We start from the raw sequence: 24,638 nt of genomic DNA on the forward strand, positions 1-24,638 counted from the left end.
TAACTCAGTCCGCTTTCATCGGCGAGTGTTCAGAGCATGATCTCCGCGCAAACGTCTTGCGTTTGTCGCGTCGGAAAACCGCAACCACCCCGCATCAAGTGCGGGGCAGGCTTTTTCCGGATCATGCCCCGGCTCACGATGAAATCACCAGGTTGACCGCCTTGGGGCCTTTGCCCTTCTTGTCCGGTTCGACCTCGAACGTAATGCGCTGTCCTTCTGTCAGATCCTTCAATCCAGCCCGCTCCACGGCGGTGATGTGGACGAATACATCGCGGCCGCCGTCATCGGGCTTGATGAAGCCGTAGCCGCGTTCTCCATTGAAGAACTTGACCGTACCAGTCATGGCCATCGGGAACTCCTCCCCCGCACTTTTCCGCCGCTACGCAAATATCGCGTAGCGGCCGACCGGACATTCGCTGTCCGAAGCTTGGCCACCTGAGCCGACCGGTCACGCCACCGATCGGCCTGGATTTTTTTGAGGCCTTGTCACTCCGCCGCAACCATTCGCGGAAGCGGAACGTAAAGCCAGTCTCAACGCGCTGAGCATAATACGGTTTCGCGTAAATTGACTACGACTCAATCGCAATTTTCAACCCATTGGAGGTACCTAGGGTTTGGGGGTCTCGAGCCTGAACCGGCCGGCGCCGCCCTGGCCAAGCGGCTTTTCCAGCTCGGGCAAAATGGTCTTCAACTCGCCCGCCAACGTCCACGGCGGATTGACGATCAGGAGACCTGTGGAAGTCAGCGGCCCGCCGGGCTCCTGCGGCGCGACGCTGAACTCCAGCCGCAGGCATTTTCCGGCCGGCTTGCTGGTTTCAGCCACGCCGGCGACGTGGCGCGCAAGGCCGTCGGTGATGCGCCGGCTCTTGACCGGGTACCACAGCAGATAGCTGCCGGTCGGCCATTTTTCGTAGGCTTCGGTAAATCCGTCGGCCAGCCGTTCGAACTCGTCCTTTTGCTCAAACGACGGATCGATCAGGACCAGGCCACGGCGCTCGTTGGGGGGGACGAAGGCCGGCAATGCGGTCCAGCCATCGAGATCGACCACCCGCGCCTGGGTGTCGCGGCGCAGCGCGCCGACCAATTGCTTGCGGGCATTCGGCTCGATTTCGCAGGCGGTGAGGCGGTCCTGCGGCCGCAGCATGGCGCGCGCGATCAGCGGCGACCCGGGATAGGCTTTCAAGTCGGCTTTCGGATTGAAGGCCCGGACGATATCGAGATAGGGCGTAACCAGCGGCAGGGCCTTTTCGGAGAACCGCGCCTGCATCACCCGGGCGATGCCGATCAGCCATTCGCCGCTGCGGCGCGCCTCATCGCCACCGAGATCGTAGATCCCGGCGCCCGCATGGGTGTCGATGACGCGAAAGGCGGCCGGCTTTTCCTGCAGATAGGTCAGGATACGCACCAGCACGATGTGCTTGATGACGTCGGCGAAGCCGCCGGCGTGGAAGGCGTGTCGGTAGTTCATTTGGGGATCGGCTGACCAATTTGGAGAAGACGCTAGCGTCTTCTCTACTCGTCATGGCCGGGCTTGTCCCGGCCATCCACGTCTTTGGCAGGCACGCCAAAGCAAGACGTGGGCATGACGATGGAGGGGATTTCAGCCGCCCCGCAGCGGCGGCATCAGCACCTGGTCGCGGCGGCAGGCGCGGCGGTCGATTTCCTCGCAGGAGCGGAATTGCAGATCCCGGTTCAGGCAAATCCGTACTTCGCTGAGGCGCTGGCGGTTGCAGGTCACCGAGATCGCCGAACTGCTCAGTCCCGGATTGACCTTGATGAAGGCCGCTTCGAGATCGTCGGGCGCAATCGTCTTCGGTTCCGACAATTGCAGGAATTCCTCGGGGATTTTCACCGCCGCGCGGGCCTTGCGGATGGTTTCGAAATAGGCCCGCGCGCCCAGTCCCGAACAGGTGCCGTGCTTGTCCCATTCGTTGAAGATCAGCCCGGGCGCCGGCATCAAATCCAGCATCGAGGTCATGATATTGCGCTCCAGCCGCGGCGAGGGCCGCTCGCAATATTCGGGAAAGCCGCGCTCATATTGCGGCCACAGGCCGTGCACCACGAAGGAGAACGGCCGGCCGCCGCACTGCGCCTGCGAGCGCCCGCTATTGCCGCGTTCGGAGGCTTCCTCGCAGAACGACGGCGACCACGACAGCGACAGCACGTAAAAATCGAATTCGCCGGGCGCGTTTTGCCGGCGGTCCTGGGCGGATGCCGTCCCGCCGAAGACGCCGACGAAGATGACAAGGGAGAAAATGACAAGGGAAATGAGAAATCGCGAAATCATGGCCGGTCGGAACATCACAGCACCCCCTACTCGACTGCCCCCGAGCCTAGCAGGGAACCGGAACATTTCAAGAACAAAATACCAGCGGGCCCGAAAAACGATCGGGCCGGCCGCGTCTGTCGGCAGAATTCAGGCTGGAATCAGGGCCGGGCGGACTTGCACCCGGGATTATAGGCCCAGTTGCGATCAAGTCCGGTGACGCACCATTCGACGCCCTGGCCGAAACCGGCAAAGCCGCCGTCCTCGATGATCGAGTAATGCACCGTGCGCAGCCTGCCGTCGCTGGTCATGACGTCGGCGCTGCAATAACGGCGCGGAATATTGTCGGATTGCCAGGGCCGGAACGCGATTTCATGGATCCGACCATAGGAGGTGATGGTCAGCGGGGAGTTCCAGAAGGTGCTTTCTTTCTCGTGGAATTGCGAGGTGATGGTCCCCAGCGCCTTCTCGCATTCCGCAACGCGCCCGTCATACTTCGGCCCGAACAGCCCGAAATTCAGCTCCATCGGGTTGGCGGCCTCAGCCGCATGGCCGAAGGCCAGCAGCGCGAACGCGGCGCCAATGCCGAGTGTTTTCAGGGAGGTGAACAGGTTGCGCATGGGGAATCCGCCGATGATCCAACGGAGGGGACGGTGCCGTGAAGCACGGACAAGGTCAAGTGCAACGCGGCAACACCTGGACAGACTCCGCACGCCGGCCGCCACGCGTTCTTTTCACGGCCGCCGAGGGGCTTTAAGGTGCGGCGGAGCGAATGGAGTTTGCAATGCGAATCATCACGGCGGCGAGCCTGGTTGCGATCTGCGGAATATTGACGGGCGCGCCGGCGCGGGCCGACTGGGTGCCGCCGTTCAAGGGCAACGATACCGGCGGCATCATTGCCTTTTCGATGGCGACCCAGGTCGACGCCCGCCAGCTCGCGGTCGATCACTGCGCCTATTACGGCAAGGTGGTGAAATTCCTCGCGGTCGATCCGCAGCCCGGCGGCTACATTTCGTTCGCCTGCCGCTGGGTGCCCTATGGCGCCAATGCGCGGCCGCTGCGCTCGCTCTACTGAGGCGCTTCGCCTGGAGCATGATCCGGACCCGGAGGGCCGCCTTGGCGCAACGTAAGAACCGGTCTTCCGAAAGGATCATGCGCAGGAAAAATCAGCCGGGACTGCGGGCGATGACGCGGCAGCTTGTTTCATTTGGTTCGGCCCTTGGCCTGCTGACGCTGCTGTCGGCGGGCGATGCCCGCGCGGTGGACCTGCCGGTCCGCAAGGCCGGCCTGTGGGAAATGAAGGTGCTGCACACGGGATCCCCGATGCCGGAAATGACGATGCAGCACTGCACCGACGAGACCACCGACAAGGACATGAGCACTGCGGCCTCGCCGATGGCGAAGGAGATGTGCTCCAAGCAGGATATCCAGAAGACCGCGACCGGCTATGTCAGCGATTCCGTCTGCGGCATCGCCGGCATGTCGATCACCTCGCATTCCGAAATCATCGGCGACTTCAATTCCGCCTATACCGTGAAGTCGACCTCGCACAGCGCGGGCGGTCCCGCCGGAACGCGCGACTCAACGACGTCGATCGAGGCGAAGTGGCTCGGCGCCTGCAAGGCCGACCAGAAGCCCGGCGATATCGTGATGCCCGGCGGCCTCAAGATGAACGTCAAGGATATGGAAAAGCTGAAGGCCATGATGCCGAAGCAGATCCCGCAGCTGCCGAAGTAGCGTCGTTCACGTGTCCGGGCCTCATGGTTCTCAAGGCGATGCGAAGCATCGTCCGGAGACGCGCAGCTTTGCTGCGCTCCTCACCATGAGGGACTGAGGTCCTCATCCTGATGAGCGCGTCTTCGCGCGTCTCGAAGGATGAGGCCACCGAGCTGCAAATCGATTTAAACCGGTATCCGCACCGCCGCCCGCAGGCCGCCCATCGGGCTGTCGCCGAGCATGATGTCGCCGCCATGCGAGCGCGCGATGTCGCGGGCGATCGCAAGGCCTAAGCCGGTGCCGCCCTCGTCCTGGTTGCGGGCATCGTCGAGCCGCAGAAACGGCTTGAACACTTCCTCGCGCATGTCCGCCGGAATGCCCGGTCCGTCGTCGTCGATCGTCACCGTCAGGTAACGGTGGTCGCGCAGGCCGGTGATTGAAATCGTGTTGGCATGCCTTGCAGCATTGGAGACGAGATTGGCAAGGCAGCGCTTGAACGAGGCCGGCTTCACCGTCACCACCGGCAGGCCGCGGAACGCCACCGTCGCGGTGTGGCCGTTGCGCTCGGCGTCGCTGCGCAATTCTTCCAGCGCCAGCGTCATGTCGGTCGGCTGCGCAATCTCGCCGCTGTCGCCGCGCGCAAACGCGAGATAATCCTCGAGCATGCCGGACATCTCGTCGACGTCCCGGCGCATGCCGTCGACCTCGGGACTGTCGCCGATCAGGACGAGTTCGAGCTTGAAGCGGGTCAGGATGGTGCGCAAATCGTGGCTGACGCCGGCCAGCATCGCGGTGCGCTGCTCGATCGAGCGCTCGATGCGCGCTTTCATTTCCAGGAATGCTTGCGCCGCGCGGCGCACTTCGCGCGCGCCGCGGGGCCGGAAGTTCGGCGCCTCGCGGCCCTTGCCGAAACTTTCGGCGGCATCGGCCAGCCGCAGGATCGGCTTGATCTGGTTGCGCAGGAACAGCACCGAGACGATCAGGAGGATCGAGGAAGTGCCCAGCATCCAGAAGATGAAGATCTCCGAATTCGAGGCATAGGCGGAGCTGCGCTGCGCGAACACCCGCATCACGGCGTCGTCGAGCTGGATCCGGATTTCGACCAGATTGGAATTGCCGACGGTATCGATCCAGAACGGCCTGCCGATCTGGCGGCCGAGCTGCACCGACAGCGTCTGGTCGAGCAGCGAGAAGAACGGTTTCGGGCCGGGCGGCGGCATGTCGCCGACCGGGAGAAAATCGACCACCAGCTGCATCCGCTGCGCGATGCGGCGCAACTGCGCGCGGTCCTTGTCCTGCGGGTAACCCTTGTAAACGTCGATCAGGCCGGCGACGTCGTGCACCACCGCGGCCGACAGTCGCCGCGTCACCGTGTTCCAGTGCCGCTCCATGAACACGAACGCCACCACCGTCTGCAGGATCACCATCGGCACGATCATGATCAGCAGTGCGCGGGCATAGAGCCCCGACGGCATCCAGCCCTTGAACGCGTTGCCCATCCAGCCATTGACCGCGGAGACGCGCTGCGACGCGTTGCGGATCAGGGTCAGGCCGGTGTCGAGCGTGCTCATGCTGGCTGACTCTATAGCGTTTTCGAGCGAAGTGGATACCGGTTCGGATAGCAATCAAGTTGACGCAGATTGCGTAGACTTATCTGCGGCAGCAAATGCGTCAAAACAAAAGCCTCTATGGGGACGCGACCAGGCGATAGCCGATGCCGCGCACCGCCTGCAGGAACAAGGGATTGGCGGGATCTTTCTCGATCTTGCGCCGCAGACGGTTGATCTGCACGTCGACGGCGCGCTCGTTGACGGTGCCGCCGCCCGTCAGCGCGGCACGCGGCACGGTGTCGCCGGGGACTGCCGCAAGAATGCGCAGCATTTCGCGCTCGCGGTCGGTCAGGTGAATGATCTCCTCGCCCTGGCGCAGTTCGCCGCGTTCGAGATGAAACACGTAGGGACCGAACGCGACCTGCTCCAGCGTCTCCACCGGCGGCGGCGCGGTGCGCTTTAGAATATTGCCGATCCGCAACACCAGTTCGCGCGGCTCGAATGGCTTGGCGACGTAGTCGTCGGCGCCGATCTGCAGGCCCTCGATGCGGGCTTCGGCCTCGTGGCGCGCCGTCAGCATGATGATCGGCACCGAGGACGAGGTGCGAATAAACCGCGCCAGATCGAACCCGGTTTCGCCGGGCATCATCACGTCGAGGATCAGCAGATCGAAATGCAGGCCGAGCAGTTTGGCGCGTGCGTCGTTGGCGCTTGCGGCCGTGGTGACGCGATAGCCTTCGCCGCAGAGAAAGCGCGACAACAGGTCGCGGATGCGGCGGTCGTCGTCGACCAGCAGCAGATGCGGGGCGTCGTCGGCTGGCTGCAGCGGCGCCCCCGCCGTTGTTGCGGCGTTTGTCAGCCCCTGGGCCACGATCACTCCCTTGGTTTCTTGCTGCCGCTGCCGAAGATCGTTTCCAGCACCTTGTCGGGATCGTCGCGATCGATCATCGCGCGCAGGAACTGGCGCACGGTTTCCACGCCAGCCGGATCGATATCGGCGACGGCCCGGTTGATGCGATCGGTCTGCAGGCCGGCGAGCTTGCCCACCAACGCCTCACCTTTCGCCGTGGCGTAAAGAAGGCGCTGCCGCCGGTCGTTATTGCCGGTCTTCTGCACGATATAGCCTTCATCGAGCAGTTGCTTGAGCACCCGGCCGAGCGACTGCTTGGTGATGCGGAGCACGTCGAGGAGGTCGGCGACCTTCAGGCCCGGATAGCGATGGACGAAATGCATCACCCGGTGATGGGCGCGGCCGAAGCCGAAAGCCTCCAGCTCATGGTCGGCGTCGCCGACAAAATCCCGGTAGGCGAAGAACAACAGCTCGATGATGTCCCAGCGCAGGTCGCGGGAATGCGCGCCAGCCCCCTCCACACCCTTCGAATCGGGTGCTCCGGCCGGGCCTGAAAAATTTATGTCAGTCATGTTGACATATCTTGGGTTCAATGTTACAAAACTACCAGCAGCGACGAAATATTAGATCGTTTCGATCGTGATGACATCTAAGGCGGCCGGAAAGACCCAGCAATGGCGGTTTGGGCCGCGAATTTGACCACCGTGCGATTGTCGAGCGGCATTTCGACAAACATACTGGACTTCGGCATTCCGCAAAAGCATGTCGTCTGCGACCTGTTGACGATGGAAGCCGGCCGCAAGGCTGGTGGTGGTGAAGTCCAGACCTATTAAGCCGGCAGGCCCGGAGAGACAGGCCGGCGCCAGCAATCGCGCCGGTTTCGACAGCGGAAAGCAAGAAAATGAGTTTGAACTTCGAAATCCAGCCTGCGGCGAATCCGACTCCTGAGAAGGAACGCGCGGCACGGCTCGTGGACCCGGGCTTCGGCCGTGTCTTCACCGATCACATGGCCGTGGTCCGCTACAATCAGGCGAAGGGCTGGCATGGCGCGCGCGTCGAATCCCGCGCGAATTTCCCGCTCGATCCGGCCACAGCCGTCCTGCACTACGCGCAGGAGATTTTCGAAGGCCTCAAGGCCTACAAGCGCGACAACGGCGTGAACCTGTTCCGCCCTGACGCCAATGCCCGGCGCTTCCACAATTCGGCTGAGCGCATGGCCATGGCGCCGCTGCCCGAGGCTGTGTTCATCGAGGCGGTCGAGCAGCTCGTGCGCATCGACCGCGCCTGGATTCCAGGCGGCGAGGGCAGTCTCTATTTGCGGCCCTTCATGATCGCGAGCGAGGTCTTCCTCGGCGTGAAGCCATCAGCGGAATACATCTTCGCCGTCATCGCCTCGCCGGTCGGCTCCTATTTCAAGGGCGGACCTGCGCCGGTGTCGATCTGGGTGTCGGAGAACTACACGCGCGCCGCGATCGGCGGCACCGGCGCCGTCAAATGCGGCGGCAATTACGCCGCGAGCCTGCGTGCGCAGGCCGAGGCCATCGATCACGGCTGCGACCAGGTCGTTTTCCTCGATGCGGTCGAGCGCCGCTACATCGAGGAACTCGGCGGCATGAACGTCTTCTTCGTGTTCGAAGACGGTTCGCTCTCGACGCCGCCGCTCGGCACGATCCTGCCGGGCATCACCCGCGATTCGATTATCGCGCTCGCGAGGGATTCCGGCACCCGCGTGCGCGAGGAGACCTACACGATCGACCAGTGGCGCACGGATGCCGCCAGCGGAAAGCTGAAAGAGGCCTTTGCCTGCGGCACGGCGGCCGTCATCTCGCCGATCGGCAAGGTGTGTTCGGCGAGCGGCGATTTTCTCATCAGCGGGGGTGCTGCCGGCCCCGTGGCCATGGGGATGCGCAAGAAGCTGGTCGACATCCAGTACGGTCGCGCGGCCGACCCGCACGACTGGATCAGAAAGGTGCTGTGACCGGTGCTCCTTCTCCCTCTCCCGCTTGCGGGGGAGGGCCGGGGTGGGGGTGTTTCAGCGGGTATAAACTGTCGGGAATCATGCCGGTCTAACCGCAAGGGTCTATCCGGCCTATCGCAAACACCGGCGCTCGCGTCGCCCCCACCCCAGCCCTCCCCCGCAAGCGCGGGAGAGGGGGCGCGGCCGCCCCGGTTGCCGCATCGCGCCTCGGCTGGTACCACCCGCCCATGGCCGACAAACTCAAAAAACCGCAAAAACTCCGCGCCCGCCTGCCCCGCGGGCTGGAAGACCGTGGCCCCGCCGCCATTGCCGCCACCCGGCAGATGGTCGAGAAAATCCGCGAGGTCTATGAGCGCTACGGCTTCGAGCCGGTGGAAACGCCGGCGATGGAGTTCACCGACGCGCTCGGCAAATTCCTGCCCGACCAGGACCGGCCGAACGAGGGCGTGTTCTCGTTCCAGGACGATGACGAGCAGTGGATCTCGCTGCGCTACGATCTGACCGCACCGCTGGCGCGCTATGTCGCCGAGAATTTTGAGGCGCTGCCAAAACCCTATCGCAGCTACCGCGCCGGCTACGTCTACCGCAACGAAAAGCCCGGCCCCGGCCGCTTCCGCCAGTTCATGCAGTTCGATGCCGATACGGTGGGTTCAGCGTCACCGGCGGCCGACGCCGAGATGTGCATGATGGCGGCGGATACGATGGAAGCGCTGGGCATTCCGCGCGGCAGCTATGTGGTGAAGGTGAACAACCGCAAGGTGCTTGATGGGGTGCGAGACGCGCTCGGCATTGCCGATGACGGTCAGTGGCTGACTGTGATGCGCGCGATCGACAAGCTGGATCGGCTTGGCATATCCGGAGTTCAGCAGTTGCTTGGTGAAGGTCGCAAGGACGAGTCCGGCGACTTCACGAAAGGTGCCGGACTTAGCCGCGCTGACATCGTTTTGATTACCAGCATTGTCGAGCAGGTAGATGATGCCGAAGAGAAAGATGCGCAGATCGATATTCGTTTGCGCGATAGCAAAGTTGGTCAGGAAGGCCGCGCCGAGTTAGAAGAAATAAGGAAGCTGGTTACGGCGTCCGGTTATGGAGAGGATCAAATTCGTGTCGATCCTTCTGTCGTGCGCGGCCTCGAATACTACACCGGCCCGGTCTACGAAGTTGAACTCACGCTCGAAACCAAAGACGAAAAGGGCCGCCCCGTGCGCTTCGGTTCGGTCGGCGGCGGCGGGCGCTATGACGGTCTCGTCTCGCGCTTCCGCGGCGAGCCGGTGCCGGCGACCGGATTTTCGATCGGCGTGTCGCGGCTGCAGGCCGCGCTGACGATGCTCGGCAAGCTCGACACCACGCCGGACTTCGGGCCTGTCGTGGTCACCGTGTTCGACCGCGACCGCGTCGCGGACTACCAGAAGATGGTCGCACAGCTGCGCAACGCGAACATCCGCGCCGAACTCTATCTCGGCAACCCCAAGAACATGGGCAACCAGCTCAAATATGCCGACCGCCGCAATTCTCCTTGCGTCATCATCCAGGGCTCCGATGAAAAGGCGCGCGGTGAAATCCAGATCAAGGATCTGATCGAGGGCGCCAAAGCGGCCGCCGCGATCGCCTCCAACCAGGAATGGCGGGAGACCCGTCCGGCGCAGTTTTCCTGCGCCGAGGGTGAGATCATCGCCAAGGTGCGCGAAGTGCTGGCCCGCCATGACGTGAAGTGGGGATAGCTATTCATTCAGCGCGTCATGCCCGGCCTTGTGCCGGGCACCCACGTCTTGTTTGATGCGGGACATCGTGGATGGCCGGGATAAGCCCGGCCATGACGAAAAAGAAACGAGAACGAGGAGACCAACAATGCCTGAGATTACCGTGAGCATGGCCGCCGGCCGCACCGACGAGCAGAAGGCCGGCATGATGCGCGACATCACCCAGGCGCTGGTGAAAAACCTCGGCGTCGATGCCGATGCGGTCGTGATCCAGATCAACGAAGCCCCGCTGGCGCACAAGATGAAGGGCGGCAAGACGTTTGTTGAGCGCGCGGCGGCGGCGAAGAAGTAATTTCCCCTCGTCGTCCCCGCAAAGGCGGGGACCCATAACCACCAATGCCTGTTGTTAGCGTGGGCGTAGCTCCAGCATCGCGCAACATTGGCATCACGCGGTATGGGTCCCGGCTCGAGGCCCGGACGACAGGGGAGTGTGTTTGCGCATCGGGATCATCATGGACGCACGCGACGTCATCAAGATTGGCATGAGCGCCGAGCGAACGCTGGTCGTGCCGGTCGAGCGCACCGTCGGGCATTTCGTGCCTGATATGCCGATGGTCTACGCGACGCCGATGATGATCCTGGAAATGGAGATGGCGTCCGGTGACGCCATCCGCAGGTTTCTTGCGCCGGGCTGGGTCACGGTCGGCACCGAAGTCAATATCCGTCATCTCGGCGCCTCGCTGGTCGGCGCCACGGTGCGGACCACAGCAAAAGTGATCGCGGTGGAGCGCCGCGTGATCCGCTTCGAGGTCGAGGCCTTTGAGGGCGAGCGCAAGATCGGCGACGGCCGCCATGCCCGCGGCCTCGTCAATGTCGAGGCGTTCAACAAGCGGCTTGGGGCGAAATAGCGGCTTGCTCAAACGTCATCCTGAGAGGCTGTGAAGCTATCTCGGACCTCATCCTGAGGAGCGGCGTCTTCGCCGCGTCTCGAAGGATGGCCGCGAGTCCGTGTGTTGCGTCCATCCTTCGAGACGCTTGCTTCGCAAGCTCCTCAGGATGAGGTTCGGCGAAGCCGTTACGCAGGGATGACGTCGGAGTGTGCTGCTACTTCGCCAGATCCTTCGAACGCTGCGTCGCCGCGGCCACCGCGCGCGTCAAGAGCGGGTGCAGCCCGTTTGGTCCCATCAGCACGTCGAGCGCCGCCGCCGTGGTGCCGCCGGGGGATGTCACGTTCTGGCGCAGCGTGGCCGACGCCAGGTCCGAGCGGTGCAGCAACTCGCCGGAGCCGGCGACGGTTTCGCGCGCCAGTTTGGTGGCGAGCTCGGCCGGCAGGCCGGCCTCGACGCCGGCGCGCGCCAGTTCCTCCGCGAGCAGGAACACATAGGCCGGGCCCGAACCGGACACCGCCGTCACCGCGTCCATCAGGCTTTCCTTGGCGACCCATTCGACCGATCCGGTGGCGCGCAACAAGGCGTCGGCGATCGCGCGCTGTGCGGCGCTGACCTTTTTGGCCGCGACCGCGACCGTGATGCCACGGCCGATCGCGGCCGGCGTGTTCGGCATGGCGCGAACCACGCTGCCGCCGCAGACCGCTTCGAGCGACGCGATAGTCGTGCCCGCCATGATCGAAACCACCAGCGTCGACGGTCCCGTGAATGGTTTCAGCGCGGCGCCGGCCTCGCGGAACGACTGCGGTTTCACCGCGACCACCAGCGTGTCGACTTCGCCGACCTGCTTGGCTGACGGATTGAGGCGAACGCCCTCGGCGGCCAGCGCGTTGATCTCGGCCGACGGATGCGGCTCGATCACCACCACGCGTTTGGGATCGAGACCCTGCGCCAGCCAGCCGGTCAGCATCGCGCCGCCCATTTTTCCTGCGCCGGCAAGGGCGATGGTGCCGTGAGCGTTTTGCAAGGCGCTACTGTTTTTCAAATGTCACCACAAATATGGTCGTCGTCCCGGCGAAGGCCGGGACCCATAACCACAGGCGGTTCTAGTAAGGCGAAAGGCGGGCGACAAGCAGTTTGCTTAAAGCCTTGACGTCACGGCGTATGGGTCCCGGCCTACGCCGGGACGACGGAGGAAAGAAACGCCCTACGCCTCGCCCTCGGTGTCGAACATCGCCGCACTCATGGCTTCCTGCGCCGTCTTGCCGGCCCAGACCACGAACTGGAACGCCGGGTAGTAGCGCTCGCTGGCGTGGATGGCGCCGACCAGCATGCTCTCGCATTGCGCGGCCGAGGCGGTGAGCCCGCCCGGCAGCAGCAGCGCCTGCCGGTACATGATCATGCCGGTGTGGGTCCAGATGTCGAAATGTCCGACCCATAATTGCTCGTTGATCGCGGCGATCAGCCGTTGCACTTCGGGTCGCCGCGCGGCCGGAATCTTCATGTCGAAGGCGCAGGCCAGATGCAGCGCTTCGATCTCGGCCATCCAGGTGAAGGAGAGCTGGTAATCGGTCCAGTCGCCCTTGGAGACGATGGTCACCTCGTCTTCGCCGGAACGCTCGAACGCCCAGTTGTTATTGGCGGCGATATCCTCGACGACCGCGAGCGGATTGGTCCGGGAATCAATTATGCCTTCGAGGAGGGACATGCCGTCTCGACCCTTGTTCTTTTAAATCTGTTGATACGCACACGGCGCCGGAACGCGCCAAACGATGCGCTGCTGCCGGCTGCAATCCCCTGGGTCCCCCCGAGGCCTGCCGGGATGAAGTGATGTGATTTGCGGAATCCGCGCAACCGCACCCCGAGTCCGTCCACAACGAAAGCGGCGCTCGTCCACAGTTGATCGCGTGCGTTGACTCTTGTCATGAGAACAAACCGGAATCGGATTGTGCTCAGGCCGGCTCAGCGCGTTGGTTCCCGCCTTAATCGTTAATTTTTCCGGCCAAAGGCCGTCTGGAGTATCGCCCAGTTTCGCTCTGGCGTCATGGGCACATGCGGATTACCCATAGTGAAGGTTCTTGCTGGCACAGCTCCGGTTCGACATAATCCGGGCAGGTTGCCCAGCCGGGCAGCCGATGTTCTCAGGGCGGGGTGAAAATCCCCACCGGCGGTAAGGGTGACGTTGCCCAAGCCCGCGAGCGCCTTCTTCTCTGCGAAACCAGAGAAAAAGGGTCAGCAGATTCGGTGTGAATCCGAAGCCGACGGTTAAAGTCCGGATGAAAGAGAACGGTTGCGGCAGCCGCGCTTTCGCGCGTGGCTGTTTCGTTCCGTGTGCCCTGATTCTGGTCCTGAAAGAGGAAAGCCATGAATCAGATGTTGCAAGAGCCTGAAGTCCAAAACCCCAAAAGCCAAACCCCCGAACCTCCCGCGCACCCGCCGGCGCATCCGCGTTTTGCCAAACCGCAGCGGGTCGCCTTCGTGCAATCGTCCTGGCATCGCGACGTGGTGGAGGAATGCCGCATCGCGTTCCTGGCCGAGAGCGCGGCGCGCCATATCACCAACATCGATGTGTTCGAGGTGCCGGGCTCGTTCGAGATCCCGCTGCATGCGCAGATACTCGCGAAGACCCGGCGCTACACCGCGATCGTCGCTGCCGGGCTCGTGGTCGATGGCGGCATCTATCGCCATGAGTTCGTCGCCGACACCGTGATCAAGGCGCTGATGGATGTGCAGTTGCGCACCGAGGTGCCGGTGTTTTCGGCGGTGCTGACGCCGCAGCACTTCCACGAAAGCGCCGCGCATTTCGATTTCTTCCGTAAACATTTCGCGACCAAGGGCATCGAGGTCGCCGAAGCCTGCGCCAACACGCTGCTCAGCCTGGAGCGGCTGCGCGGCCAGGTCGCGGCGGGGATTGTGTAGGCAAAACCTCCACAATCGGTTGATTGTCATTCCCGCCGCCGGCCATGTAAGGTCGGCGGCGGGAGGAGGCATGCCCGTGGAGACGGGCGGCCGATAAGATCATGTTCGAAGGACACGATCCCTATCTCGTCGCGCTCTCGGTGGTGATCGCGGTTCTGGGTGGTTACACCGGCTTCGGCCTCACTGCGCGCATCCGCGGGACGCCGGACGCCAGTCATCGGCTGCTGCTGGCCGGCGCCGCGTTCTTCCTCGCGATCGGCATCTGGACCATGCATTTCGTCGGCATGCTGGCCGCACCGCTGCCATCGGGCACGGTCTATCTGGTGCTGCCGACCATCGTATCGTTCCTGATCTGCGCGCTGGTGGTCGGCATTTCTCTGTTCTTTGTCTCGACCGGCGAACCGTCGCTGCTTCGGGTGGTGTCCTCGGCGGTGCTGCTCGGGCTCGGGATCGCCAGCATGCATTACGTCGGCATGCACGGGCTGTCCGGCGACTTCGGAATGACGCATGACGCCGCCATGGTCGTGCTGTCGGTCGGAATCGCGATCGTCACGGCCTATGGCGGCCTGCGTGCGTTCCTGGCGCGGCAGGGCGGCGTGCAACTGGCGCTGAGCGCGGTCGCCTTCGGGGTTGCGGTGTCCGGCATGCACTATACCGCGATGGCCGGCATGCATCTGGTCGCGCCGTCGGAGGGATCGCATCACCACATCGAGGGACTGGCGGCGTCGTCGCAAATGCTGTCGCTGGTGGTGGCGCTGCTCTGCTTTGTGATTGCGGCCGGCTTCCTGCTGTCGCTGGTGCCGGACCCGCGCAAAAAATCTGTGGCAGAGGCCGATATGGTCGCCGCCAGTCCGGCCATGCTGGCGACTGATGTTCCGTCGGCCGACGCCAGCAGCGCGCCCACCAGCCCGCGGCTGCGGGCAACAACGCCGCTCGGCGGCATCGGCCAGCCGCCCCGCGCGGCACCCGCACCCCGGCTGCCGGTCGAAGGCGCCGACGGCACCCACTTCATCGCTACCGCCGATATCAGGAGCGTCCGCGCCGACGCCCATTACACCAAGGTCCATGACGGGACCCGGGAGCGGATGTGCCCGTGGTCGATCTCGGAGGCCGAAGCCCAGCTCGACCCCGGCCTGTTCGTCCGGGTGCACCGCAGCCACATCATCGCAATCCCCCACGTCACCCTTGTCCGCAAGGAGGGCGATGGCGCGATCGTCGAACTCGACGGCCCGTCGCCGCACCGCGTGCCGGTCAGCCGCGCCAAGATCGCCGAGGTGAAGGCGCGCCTCGGTCTCGTCCGGCGCCACGCCTCCTGATTAGGTCGGCAAGGCTGACGCATTTCGTGCGCGGTTATCCGCAATTCGTGCGAATTTCCTGACCTTGTGCCCGAGCGATTGCGGGCCAAAACGCGAGGAGACAGCCTCTTCTCCAACGTCCGCGCCAATTTCAAAAGCGCAAAGGACGAATGGAGGAGACGATGATTCCTGGCCCATTCAGCTATCACCGGCCGGCGACGGTCGCCGACGCGGTCACACTGCTCTTGACCCTAGGCGACGAGGCAAGGCCGCTGGCCGGCGGTCACAGTCTGGTGCCGATGATGAAGCTCAGGCTCGCCATCCCCGAGCATCTCGTCGACCTGCACGGCATCGACGGCCTCAAGGGCATCCGCCGCGACGGCAGCCATATCGTGATCGGGGCGATGACCACCCTGCACCAATTGCTGGCGTCGGACGAGATCGCCAAATCACTGCCGATCCTGCAGGAAACCGCTGCTGTGATCGCCGATCCCCAGGTGCGCTATCGCGGCACCATCGGCGGCAATGTCGCCAATGGCGATCCCGGCAACGACATGCCGGCGCTGATGATGATTTTGGGCGCGAGCTACCGGCTCGAAGGCAAGTCGGGCGCGCGTGACGTCGCGGCAAGCGAGTTCTACCAGGGCGCCTATTTCACGGCACTCGAGCCCGGCGAACTCCTGACCGCGATCTCGATTCCGGTGCCCGCGGCCGGTCACGGCTACGCCTACGAAAAGCTGAAGCGCAAGGTCGGCGATTACGCCACCGCGGCGGCCGCGGTGGTGCTGACGATGGCGGGCGGCAAGGTCGCCACCTGCAAAATCGGCCTCACCAATCTGTCGGAAACGCCGCTGCTCGCTGAGGACGCCGCCAAGGTGGTGATCGGCACCGGCCTCGATGCGGCGACGCTGAAAAAGGCTGCTGCCGCAGCGGTCGCGATCATGGCGCCGGCCGCGGATGCCCGCGGCCCCGTCGAATACCGCAAACATGTCGGCGGCATCATGGTGACGCGGGCGCTGACCCGCGCTGCAGCCAAAGCTGGTTAGGGGAGGGACAAATGGCAAAAACCCACATCACCATGAAGGTGAACGGCGCCGAGGTCGAAGGCCTCGTCGAACCGCGCACGCTGCTGGTGCATTTCATCCGCGAAAATCTGGCGCTGACCGGCACCCATATCGGCTGCGAGACCACGCATTGCGGCGCCTGCACCGTCGATATCGACGGCATGTCGGTAAAATCCTGCACCATGTTCGCGGTGCAGGCCCAGGGATCCGACATCACCACCATCGAGGGGATGGCCAATGCCGACGGCTCGCTGCACGCGCTGCAGGAAGGCTTTCGCATGATGCACGGCCTGCAATGCGGCTTCTGCACCCCCGGCATGATTCTTCGCGCGCAGCGTCTGCTGAAAGAAAACCCGTCGCCGACGGAAGAAGAAATCCGGATGGGCATATCGGGCAATATCTGCCGCTGCACCGGCTACCAGAACATCGTCAAGGCGATCCAGTACGCCGCCGCCAGGATCAATGGCGTTGAATTCAAGGAGGCTGCGGAATGAACGACATGACTCCCACGCGGGAACAACGTGAAGCCAAACTCGAAGGCATGGGCTGCAAGCGCAAGCGGGTCGAGGACATCCGATTCACGCAAGGCAAGGGCAATTACGTCGACGATCTGAAACTGCCGGGCATGCTGCACGGCGATTTCGTCCGCTCGCCGCATGCCCATGCGCGGGTCAAGTCGATCAATGGCGACGAGGCGCTGAAGGTGCCGGGTGTGCTCGCCGTCATCACCGCGGAGACGCTGAAGACCGTCAACCTCGCCTGGATGCCGACGCTCGCGGGCGACGTGCAGATGGTTTTGGCCGACGGCAAGGTGCTGTTCCAGAACCAGGAAGTGGCGTTTGTGGTCGCGACCGACCGCTATGCCGCCGATGACGGCATCAACAAGGTCGTGGTCGAATACGAGCCGCTGCCGCCGCTGATCGATCCGTTCAAGGCGATGGACAAGGATGCGCCGGTGCTGCGCGAGGATCTCGCCGGCAAGACATCAGGCGCACACGGCCCGCGCAAGCATCACAACCACATCTTTGAGTGGACCGTCGGCGACAAGGATCTGACCGATGCCGCGTTCAGGAAGGCAGATGTCACGATCAAGGAGATGATCTCCTATCACCGCACCCATCCGTCGCCGCTGGAGACCTGCCAGTGCGTCTGCTCGTTCGACAAGATCAAGGGCGAGCTGTCGATCTGGGGCACCTTCCAGGCCCCGCATGTGATCCGCACCGTGGTGGCGCTGATCGCCAAGATCCCCGAGCACAAGATCCATGTGATCTCGCCGGACATCGGTGGCGGCTTTGGCAACAAGGTCGGCGCTTACCCCGGCTATATCTGCGCGGCGGTCGCGTCCATCGTTACCGGCAAACCCGTAAAATGGGTCGAGGACCGCATCGAGAACCTGACCGCGACCTCGTTCGCGCGCGACTACCACATGACGACCGAGATCGCCTCGACCAGGGAGGGCAAGGTCACGGGCCTCCGCGTCCATGTGCTGGCCGATCACGGCGCGTTCGACGCCTGCGCCGACCCGTCGAAATGGCCGGCCGGCTTCTTCAACATCGTCACCGGGTCCTATGACTTCCCGACCGCGCATCTATCGGTCGACGGTATCTACACCAACAAGGCGCCGGGCGGCGTCGCCTATCGTTGCTCGTTCCGGGTGACCGAGGCGGCGTACTGCATCGAGCGCGGGATGGATATTCTGGCGCAAAAGCTCGGCATGGACCCCGCCGAATTGCGCTTGAAGAACTTCATCAAGCCGGAGCAGTTCCCGTATCACTCGGCGCTGGGCTGGGAATATGATTCCGGCGATTACGCCACCGCGATGCGCAAGATGATGGAATCGGTCGACTATGCCGGCCTGCGCAAGGAGCAGGCGGAAAAGCGTGCGGCGTTCAAGCGCGGCGAGACCCGCGAGATCATGGGTCTCGGCGTGTCGTTCTTCACCGAGATCGTCGGCGCCGGCCCGTCGAAGAATTGCGACATTTTGGGAATCGCGATGTTCGATTCCTGCGAAATCCGCCTTCACCCCACGGGAGCAGGAATTGCGCGCGTGGGCACCAAGAGCCAGGGCCAGGGCCACGAGACCACCTGGGCGCAGATCATCGCCACCGAGATCGGCATTCCCGCCGACGACATCATCGTCGAGGAGGGCAATACCGACACCGCGCCTTACGGGCTCGGCACCTACGGTTCGCGCTCGACACCGGTCGCGGGTGCGGCAATCGCGATGGCCGCGCGCAAGATCAAGGCCAAGGCGCAGATGATCGCGGCCTACAAGCTCGAGGTCCACGAGGACGACCTCGAATGGGATATCGACGGGTTCCGGGTCAAGGGCCTGCCGGAGAAGACGATGTCGATGAAGGACATCTGCTGGGCGGCCTATAATTCGGTGCCGCCGGGCATGGAACCCGGGCTGGAAGCGGTCAGCTATTACGATCCGCCCAACATGACGTATCCGTTCGGCGCTTATATCTGCGTCATGAACATCGACGTCGACACCGGGGTCTACAAGATCAGGCGCTTCTACGCGCTGGATGATTGCGGCACCCGCATCAACCCGATGATCATCGAGGGTCAGGTGCATGGTGGCCTCACCGAGGCGTTCGCGATCGCGATGGGCCAGGAAATCCGCTATGATGACGACGGTAATGTGGTGACCGGCTCGTTCATGGATTTCTTCATGCCGACCGCGGTCGAGACCCCGCATTGGGAGACCGATTTCACCGTCACGCCGTCGCCGCATCATCCGATCGGCGCCAAGGGTGTCGGCGAAAGCCCGAATGTCGGCGGCGTGCCGGCGTTTTCCAACGCCGTCAACGACGCGTTCTCGTTCTTGGGCAGTACCCATATCCAGATGCCGCACGATTTCTGGCGCAACTGGAAGGCGGCGAAGAACCTGGGAGTGTTTGCGTAACGCAGTTGCCAGAGCGGGGGCTTCATCCTTCGAGACGCGGCGAAGGCGCCGCTCCTCAGGATGAGGTCTGGCAGTTCAGGGCAGGTCTTTAGACCCTCATGGTGAGGAGCGCGTCTTCGCGCGTCTCGAACCATGAGGCCACGATAGACGCAGCACAAGGAAAACGCACTGCCAATGAAAAACCGTGACGAGATCGCGCAAGCGCTGGCCGCCTCCGGCTATATCGCCGACGGCGAGCTTTCGACCGCGATCTCGCTGATGCAATTGCTGCGGCGGCCGCTGCTGCTGGAAGGCGAGGCGGGCGTCGGCAAGACCGAAGTGGCGAAGGCGCTGGCGTCCGCGCACGCGACCGAGCTGATCCGCCTGCAATGCTATGAGGGGCTCGATCAATCGGCCGCGCTGTACGAATGGAACTACCAGCGGCAATTGCTGTCGATCCAGGCCCATCGCGGCGACAACCCTGATGCAGTCGAGGACCAGATCTTTTCGGAAAAATACCTGCTGGAGCGGCCGCTGTTGGCGGCGATCCGGCGCGACACCCCGCCGGTGCTGTTGATCGACGAGATCGACCGCGCCGACGACGAGTTCGAGGCGTTCCTGCTCGAATTGCTGTCGGATTTCCAGGTCTCGATCCCCGAGCTCGGCACGGTCAAGGCCACCACGATCCCGCATGTGGTGCTGACCTCGAACGGCACCCGCGAACTCTCCGACGCGCTGCGCCGCCGCTGCCTCTATCACTATGTCGACTATCCCGACGCCGACCGCGAGGCGCGCATCATCATGGCGCGGATATCCGGCGCCAGCGCCTCGCTGTCGCTGCAGATCGCGCGGATGGTCGAAAGCATCCGGAAGGAAGAATTGCGCAAGGTGCCGGGCGTTGCCGAGACGCTGGACTGGGCGGCGGCGCTGGTCGGGCTCGACGTGCACGACCTGCACGACGTGCCCGAGACCGTGCACGAAACCCTGATGTGCCTCCTGAAAACCCATGAGGACAAGTCGCGCATGACCCGCGAAGTCAGCGAACGCCTGTTGGGGAAAGTCGCATGAGCTGCTGCGGCACCAACCCCGGTTATGAAGAGCTCGACGAGGTTTCCCGCCTCGTCTCGGGGAAGCTGGCTGCGTTTCTCAAAACCCTGCGCGACAGCGGCTTTGCGGTCGGCCTCGCCGAAGGGCAGGACGCGGCTGGCTTGATGGCCGCGGGCTATGCGAAAAAACCGGGCCTGCTGCGCTCAGCGTTCAAGCATCTGTTCTCGGCGCGGAAATCCGACTGGGAAAAATTCGACGGCATTTTTGACGCGTTCTGGCTCGGCAAACGGGTCAAATCGCGATCCGTCACCATGGGATCGGCCAGGGCGGCCAACAATCCGTCGCTGAAGAATCTGGCGAACGACCATCCCGACCCGCGCGCCGGCGGCGACAGTGCAACGGATCAGGTTCCGTCTGCCGATGGCGCGGGCAACGACCGCGCCGGCGAAGGCCGCATGGAAGGCGCCTCGCGCGCCGACAATCTTGCCGAGATCGATTTCCGCAAGATGGCCGATCCCGAACAGATCGAGGAAGCCCACGCGGTCGCGGCGCAACTGGCAAAGAGTATGCGCACGCGGCTGACCCGGCGCGATCTGGCGCGGCGGCGCGGCTACCGGCTCGATCTGCGCCGGACGATCCACGGCAATATCAGCCATGGCGGCGTGCCGATCTCGCTGGTGAAGCGGCAGCGCAAGGAAAAGCCGCTGCGGCTCGTGATGCTGCTGGATGCATCCGGCTCGATGAGCATGTATACCGGCGTGTTCCTGCGCTTCATCCACGGCGTGCTGGACGAGTTTCGCGAGGCCGAGGCGTTCCTGTTCCACACTCGCCTCGCGCATGTCTCGGACGCCATGAAGGAAAAGGACGCCGCGCGCGCTCTCGACCGGCTCTCGATCATGGCGCAGGGCGCCGGTGGCGGCACGAAAATTGGCGAGAGCCTGCAGACCTTCAACCGCTGGCACGCCGCGCGCGTGATCCATTCGCGCACCGTGGTGATGATCGTGTCCGACGGCTATGAGACCGGCGACGCCGCACTGCTCGGCCGCGAGATGGCAGCCCTGGGCCGCCGCTGCCGCCGCATCGTCTGGCTCAATCCGATGATGGCGTGGCAGGGCTATACGCCCGAAGCCAGGGGTATCCAGGCAGCGCTGCCGCATGTCGATCTCTACGCGCCGGCCAATACGCTGCAAAGCCTGACCGAGCTTGAACCCTATCTGGCGAAACTGTGAGAATGAATGAGATCAAATCGAGTCTGTCGCGGCGACGGAAGTGCGCCCCCTCTCCCGCTTGCGGGGGAGGGTTGGGGTGGGGTGCCGCCGCGAGTCGCACTGTCCAAGTTGAGAGAGTTTCCCCCACCCGCCGCGCTCTTCGAGCGCCACAGCCGAAGCTTCGCTTCGGCGTTCTTATCGAAGAACGGCCGCCAAAGGCGGCCTATGCTCCCCCGCAAGCGGGAGAGGTGACCCAAACGAGAGGCATCACGCTTGAGGTCTGAAGGAAACACACCGATGACCGCGCATGTCGAAGTGATGGATCTGGTCGCGCAGATGAAGGCCGCCGAACAGGCGTTCGTGCTGGCGACGGTGGTGCGCACCGTGTCGGTGACGGCGGCGAAAGCCGGTGCGAAAGCGATCATCCGGCCCGACGGCACCATCGTGGCCGGCTGGATCGGCGGCGGCTGCGCGCGCGGCGCGGTGCTCAAGGCGGCGCGCGAGGCGCTGGCCGATGGCGAACCGCGCATGGTGTCGGTGCAGCCGGAAGATCTGCTCGCCGAACTCGGCGTCAAGCCCGGCGAGGCCCGCGGCGGCATCCGCTTCGCCAGCAACCTATGCCCAAGCAAAGGCACCATGGATATTTTCGTCGAGCCGGTGCTGCCGCATCCGTCGCTGCTGATTTTTGGCGCCAGCCCGGTGGCGATGTCGCTGGCGGCGCAGGCGCGGCAGCTCGGTTATCACGTCACGCTGGCGGTGCCGGCGGCCGATCTGGTCGCGGTGCCCGACGCCGACGCGCTGGTCGACGGCTTTGCGCCCGGAAAACTGCACCAGACGCGGCGCTTCATCGTGGTCTCGACCCAAGGGCGGGGTGACGAAGCCGCCTTGCGCGCGGCTGTTACAACCGACGCCGAATATCGCGCCTTCGTCGGCAGCCGCCGCAAGATGGCGGCGCTGCGCGAAAAGCTGATCGCGGAAGGCGTCGACGCGTCAGCGATCGATCGCGTCAAGGCGCCTGCAGGGCTCGACCTCGGCGCCATCACGCCGGAGGAGATCGCGATGTCGATTCTGGCCGAAATCACCGTCGAGCGCCGCCGCGGCCAGCGCGCCCCCAACCCTGTTGCCAACAGCTAGGAGCCAAACATGCAGATGAACGACAGCCAGCGGATCCCGGCCTCGAAGGAAAAGGTCTGGGCGGCGCTCAACGATCCCGAAATCCTGAAGCAATGCATCCCCGGCTGTCAGTCGCTCGACATGACCTCGCCGACCGAGATGACCGCAACCGTCGTCTTCAAGGTCGGCCCGGTGAAGGCGACTTTTGGCGGCAAGGTGACGCTGTCCGATCTCGATCCGCCGAACAGCTATCGCATCTCGGGCGAGGGTTCCGGTGGCGTTGCCGGGTTTGCCAAGGGCGGTGCCGCCGTGCGGCTTGAATCCGAAAGCCCTGACGTCACGATCCTGCACTACGAGGTCGATGCCCAGATCGGCGGCAAGCTGGCGCAACTCGGCGCGCGCCTGATCGATTCGACGGCGAAGAAGCTGGCGGGCGAGTTTTTCAAGTCGTTCGGCGAAGTTGTCGGAGGGGTTGCAGAGGCTCCAGCGGAAGCGGCGCCCAAGGGCTGGTTGGGCAAGCTGACCGGTGCGGCCTGAAGTGGGTGAGATTAGGTCGACGCGAATGGTCTTCTCCCTCGCCCCGCTTGCGGCTGTCATATGCACACATTTCGGTTGCCGAGATTTTTGGGGGCTGATTCCGTTGAGGATCGTTGATTCGCAGCGGAGATAGCGGCCATGGAATTTGGGCTGGGACGGTTTGGCGACCGCCGCCTAGAAAAAGGGGGGCGGCGTTCCACGCGGCCCTCGTCGAGCGACCGGGTTGTCGTATCCGACGGCTTGCGGGACGTCGATCGCAGGAGATGCGGTTCAGGCGGTTCCTTCACAACCCGGCAGTGACTGCCGACGAAATGGTGTGCCATGCGTGTGACGGCACCGCAGCGCGAGTGGCGGGCCGTGAGATCGTTGTGGCTCAGGATACCAGCGAACTGGCGTTGGGAGGTCGGCGCGCCCGAGCGAGCGGGTATGGACCTGTCGGAAAAGGCGGCGCGCTGGGCGGACTGCTGTTGCATGCTGCGATAGCGCTGGAGATTGGAACCGGCGCGCTACTCGGGCTGGTGGATGCCACGATTTGGAATCGGGACACTGGTGCAGTCACACCGCGGCGCTCTCGTGCGACGGAAGATAAGGAATCGCAGCGCTGGCTCGATACAACGACGTGTGCCAGCGAGGTACTGGCAGCGGCGAACAGCATTACCGTGCTGTCGGATCGGGAAAGCGACTTCTACGAGCATTTTGCGCGTCGTCCGACCAACACACATTTGATCGTCCGAGCCTGCCAAAACCGGAAAATCAAGGACGCCGAGGAGGCCGACGCGCTGCTGTTCACGTTCATCGACGACCTGCCGGAAGCGGATCGGTACAGCGTGAAAATCCCTGCTGCACCGGGTCGCAAAGCGCGGGCGGCGGAACTGGCGTTGCGCTTCTCGTCCGTCAAATTGTGCAAGCCGCTACATGGAGCCGCACCCGATCTGCCGGCAAGCGTTACCCTGACATTGGTCGACGTTCGCGAGGTCTCGCCGCTTGAAGACGGTGAGCCGGTTCATTGGCGGCTTCTCACCACGCACACCGTCACGAACACGGCCGAGGCGCGCAGAATTGTAGACCTCTACCGGATGCGGTGGAGCATCGAAGAGTTCTTCCGAACCCTCAAGACGGCAGGATTCGATATCGAGAAAGCCGACATTGGCGATCCACAGGTCATGATCAAGTTCGTCGCAGCCGCAACCGTCGCGACAGTTACCGTCATGCAATTGGTCAAGGCTCGTGAAGGGACGACCGACCGGCAACTGGCCGATGCCTTCGAACCGGACGATCAACCCATTCTGGAGGCTCTGTCGGCTAAACTCGAAGGGCAGACTGCCCGCCAGAAAAACCCGCACCCCAAAGGTTCCCTCGCCTTCGCTGCCTGGGTCATCGCCAGGCTCGGCGGATGGGACGGCTATTACGGAAAGCCCGGACCCAAAACCATGCGCTGGGGGTTGGACGACTTCCAGCGCATCAAGTTCGGCACCACTCTGAGGCTTCAAGATGTGTGAATCGAACAGCCGCTTGCGGGGAGAGGGCTGGGGTGAGGGGGACTCTCCACGAGTTCAGTGCGCGGAGAGTCCCCCTCACCCGAATTGCTTCGCAATTCGACCTCTCCCCGCAAGCGGGG

Annotated in this window: 26 protein-coding genes and 1 riboswitch; of the genes, 17 read left to right on the plus strand and 9 right to left on the minus strand. The window is 63.8% G+C overall.

Translation table 11 applies throughout. From position 1 onward, the window contains the following. Nucleotides 1-133: 133 nt before the first annotated feature. From V1289_RS31765 to V1289_RS31780, 4 genes are all read right to left on the minus strand, one after another. On the minus strand, nucleotides 134-349 hold the full coding sequence (locus V1289_RS31765; RefSeq protein ID WP_028350729.1) for a cold-shock protein: 216 nt from the start codon (nucleotides 347-349) through the stop codon (nucleotides 134-136). 258 nt (nucleotides 350-607) lie between these two features. Further along, complete coding sequence (locus V1289_RS31770) at nucleotides 608-1,468, minus strand: 23S rRNA (adenine(2030)-N(6))-methyltransferase RlmJ (RefSeq protein WP_334401895.1); 861 nt, start codon at nucleotides 1,466-1,468, stop codon at nucleotides 608-610. 132 nt (nucleotides 1,469-1,600) lie between these two features. Continuing rightward, complete coding sequence (locus V1289_RS31775; RefSeq protein ID WP_334401897.1) at nucleotides 1,601-2,302, minus strand: ribonuclease T2; 702 nt, start codon at nucleotides 2,300-2,302, stop codon at nucleotides 1,601-1,603. Between the two features lie 125 nt (nucleotides 2,303-2,427). After that, on the minus strand, nucleotides 2,428-2,886 hold the full coding sequence (locus tag V1289_RS31780) for a hypothetical protein (RefSeq protein WP_334401899.1): 459 nt from the start codon (nucleotides 2,884-2,886) through the stop codon (nucleotides 2,428-2,430). A 164-nt stretch (nucleotides 2,887-3,050) separates the two neighbouring features. On the opposite strand from V1289_RS31780, the gene V1289_RS31785 reads away from it, so the two are divergent. Next, entirely contained in the window at nucleotides 3,051-3,341 is a 291-nt protein-coding gene (locus V1289_RS31785) for a hypothetical protein (RefSeq protein ID WP_334401901.1), read from the plus strand. A 110-nt stretch (nucleotides 3,342-3,451) separates the two neighbouring features. Beyond that, nucleotides 3,452-4,003, plus strand: coding sequence for a DUF3617 domain-containing protein (locus V1289_RS31790; RefSeq protein ID WP_334407755.1), 552 nt, complete (start codon nucleotides 3,452-3,454; stop codon nucleotides 4,001-4,003). A gap of 164 nt (nucleotides 4,004-4,167) precedes the next feature. On the opposite strand, the gene V1289_RS31795 is transcribed toward V1289_RS31790, so the two are convergent. From V1289_RS31795 to V1289_RS31805, 3 genes are all read right to left on the minus strand, one after another. Further along, nucleotides 4,168-5,553, minus strand: a complete 1,386-nt coding sequence (locus V1289_RS31795) for an ATP-binding protein (protein ID WP_334401903.1) — start codon at nucleotides 5,551-5,553, stop codon at nucleotides 4,168-4,170. 115 nt (nucleotides 5,554-5,668) lie between these two features. After that, nucleotides 5,669-6,391, minus strand: coding sequence for a response regulator transcription factor (locus V1289_RS31800; RefSeq protein ID WP_334407756.1), 723 nt, complete (start codon nucleotides 6,389-6,391; stop codon nucleotides 5,669-5,671). Between the two features lie 14 nt (nucleotides 6,392-6,405). Beyond that, entirely contained in the window at nucleotides 6,406-6,954 is a 549-nt protein-coding gene (locus V1289_RS31805) for a MarR family winged helix-turn-helix transcriptional regulator (protein WP_074278995.1), read from the minus strand. Nucleotides 6,955-7,056: 102 nt separating this feature from the next. On the opposite strand from V1289_RS31805, the gene V1289_RS31810 reads away from it, so the two are divergent. From V1289_RS31810 to V1289_RS31830, 5 genes are all read left to right on the plus strand, one after another. Beyond that, nucleotides 7,057-7,215 (plus strand): hypothetical protein, encoded by a 159-nt coding sequence (locus tag V1289_RS31810; RefSeq protein ID WP_309182574.1) that lies wholly within the window; start codon nucleotides 7,057-7,059, stop codon nucleotides 7,213-7,215. A gap of 68 nt (nucleotides 7,216-7,283) precedes the next feature. Continuing rightward, entirely contained in the window at nucleotides 7,284-8,360 is a 1,077-nt protein-coding gene (locus V1289_RS31815) for a branched-chain amino acid aminotransferase (RefSeq protein WP_334401907.1), read from the plus strand. A gap of 104 nt (nucleotides 8,361-8,464) precedes the next feature. Further along, nucleotides 8,465-10,081, plus strand: a complete 1,617-nt coding sequence (hisS, locus tag V1289_RS31820; protein ID WP_442896207.1) for a histidine--tRNA ligase — start codon at nucleotides 8,465-8,467, stop codon at nucleotides 10,079-10,081. A 127-nt stretch (nucleotides 10,082-10,208) separates the two neighbouring features. Further along, the gene (locus tag V1289_RS31825) at nucleotides 10,209-10,412 is read left to right on the plus strand and encodes a tautomerase family protein (RefSeq protein ID WP_025590867.1); all 204 of its coding nucleotides are present in this window, start codon (nucleotides 10,209-10,211) and stop codon (nucleotides 10,410-10,412) included. 160 nt (nucleotides 10,413-10,572) lie between these two features. Continuing rightward, nucleotides 10,573-10,968 carry a thioesterase family protein gene (locus V1289_RS31830; RefSeq protein WP_334401911.1) on the plus strand — a complete coding sequence of 132 codons (396 nt, stop codon included), beginning with the start codon at nucleotides 10,573-10,575 and terminating at the stop codon, nucleotides 10,966-10,968. 196 nt (nucleotides 10,969-11,164) lie between these two features. Here the strand turns inward: V1289_RS31830 and proC are convergent, their stop codons facing one another. Both proC and V1289_RS31840 read right to left on the minus strand, forming a co-directional pair. Further along, entirely contained in the window at nucleotides 11,165-11,929 is a 765-nt protein-coding gene (gene proC, locus V1289_RS31835; RefSeq protein ID WP_334407757.1) for a pyrroline-5-carboxylate reductase, read from the minus strand. 225 nt (nucleotides 11,930-12,154) lie between these two features. Beyond that, nucleotides 12,155-12,655, minus strand: a complete 501-nt coding sequence (locus V1289_RS31840) for a YbjN domain-containing protein (protein ID WP_074279000.1) — start codon at nucleotides 12,653-12,655, stop codon at nucleotides 12,155-12,157. A 425-nt stretch (nucleotides 12,656-13,080) separates the two neighbouring features. After that, nucleotides 13,081-13,239, plus strand: a riboswitch (FMN riboswitch). Nucleotides 13,240-13,311: 72 nt separating this feature from the next. Between V1289_RS31840 and V1289_RS31845 the strand changes: the two genes are divergently transcribed. The 10 genes from V1289_RS31845 to V1289_RS31890 all read left to right on the plus strand — a co-directional run bounded on the left by V1289_RS31845 (nucleotide 13,312) and on the right by V1289_RS31890 (nucleotide 24,519). Then, complete coding sequence (locus V1289_RS31845; RefSeq protein WP_309182578.1) at nucleotides 13,312-13,866, plus strand: 6,7-dimethyl-8-ribityllumazine synthase; 555 nt, start codon at nucleotides 13,312-13,314, stop codon at nucleotides 13,864-13,866. A gap of 101 nt (nucleotides 13,867-13,967) precedes the next feature. Beyond that, complete coding sequence (locus tag V1289_RS31850) at nucleotides 13,968-15,182, plus strand: MHYT domain-containing protein (RefSeq protein ID WP_334401914.1); 1,215 nt, start codon at nucleotides 13,968-13,970, stop codon at nucleotides 15,180-15,182. 161 nt (nucleotides 15,183-15,343) lie between these two features. Continuing rightward, complete coding sequence (locus V1289_RS31855) at nucleotides 15,344-16,207, plus strand: FAD binding domain-containing protein (protein WP_334401916.1); 864 nt, start codon at nucleotides 15,344-15,346, stop codon at nucleotides 16,205-16,207. Nucleotides 16,208-16,218: 11 nt separating this feature from the next. After that, nucleotides 16,219-16,719 carry a (2Fe-2S)-binding protein gene (locus tag V1289_RS31860; RefSeq protein ID WP_334401918.1) on the plus strand — a complete coding sequence of 167 codons (501 nt, stop codon included), beginning with the start codon at nucleotides 16,219-16,221 and terminating at the stop codon, nucleotides 16,717-16,719. Next, the gene (locus V1289_RS31865; protein ID WP_334401920.1) at nucleotides 16,716-19,136 is read left to right on the plus strand and encodes an aerobic carbon-monoxide dehydrogenase large subunit; all 2,421 of its coding nucleotides are present in this window, start codon (nucleotides 16,716-16,718) and stop codon (nucleotides 19,134-19,136) included. Before V1289_RS31860 ends, V1289_RS31865 begins: the two co-directional genes overlap by 4 nt. 174 nt (nucleotides 19,137-19,310) lie before the next feature. Next, on the plus strand, nucleotides 19,311-20,183 hold the full coding sequence (locus tag V1289_RS31870; protein ID WP_334401922.1) for an AAA family ATPase: 873 nt from the start codon (nucleotides 19,311-19,313) through the stop codon (nucleotides 20,181-20,183). Next, a complete protein-coding gene (locus V1289_RS31875; RefSeq protein WP_334401924.1) occupies nucleotides 20,180-21,391 on the plus strand; it encodes a vWA domain-containing protein in 1,212 nt (403 codons plus the stop codon). Before V1289_RS31870 ends, V1289_RS31875 begins: the two co-directional genes overlap by 4 nt. Before the next feature lie 276 nt (nucleotides 21,392-21,667). After that, on the plus strand, nucleotides 21,668-22,504 hold the full coding sequence (locus V1289_RS31880) for an XdhC family protein (RefSeq protein ID WP_334401926.1): 837 nt from the start codon (nucleotides 21,668-21,670) through the stop codon (nucleotides 22,502-22,504). Nucleotides 22,505-22,513: 9 nt separating this feature from the next. Continuing rightward, nucleotides 22,514-23,020, plus strand: coding sequence for an SRPBCC family protein (locus V1289_RS31885; RefSeq protein ID WP_334401928.1), 507 nt, complete (start codon nucleotides 22,514-22,516; stop codon nucleotides 23,018-23,020). A 263-nt stretch (nucleotides 23,021-23,283) separates the two neighbouring features. Further along, nucleotides 23,284-24,519, plus strand: a complete 1,236-nt coding sequence (locus tag V1289_RS31890; RefSeq protein ID WP_334401931.1) for an IS4 family transposase — start codon at nucleotides 23,284-23,286, stop codon at nucleotides 24,517-24,519. The last annotated feature ends 119 nt before the right edge of the window (nucleotides 24,520-24,638 follow it).

It is taken from the genome of Bradyrhizobium sp. AZCC 2289 (assembly GCF_036924615.1).
Lineage (GTDB): Bacteria > Pseudomonadota > Alphaproteobacteria > Rhizobiales > Xanthobacteraceae > Bradyrhizobium.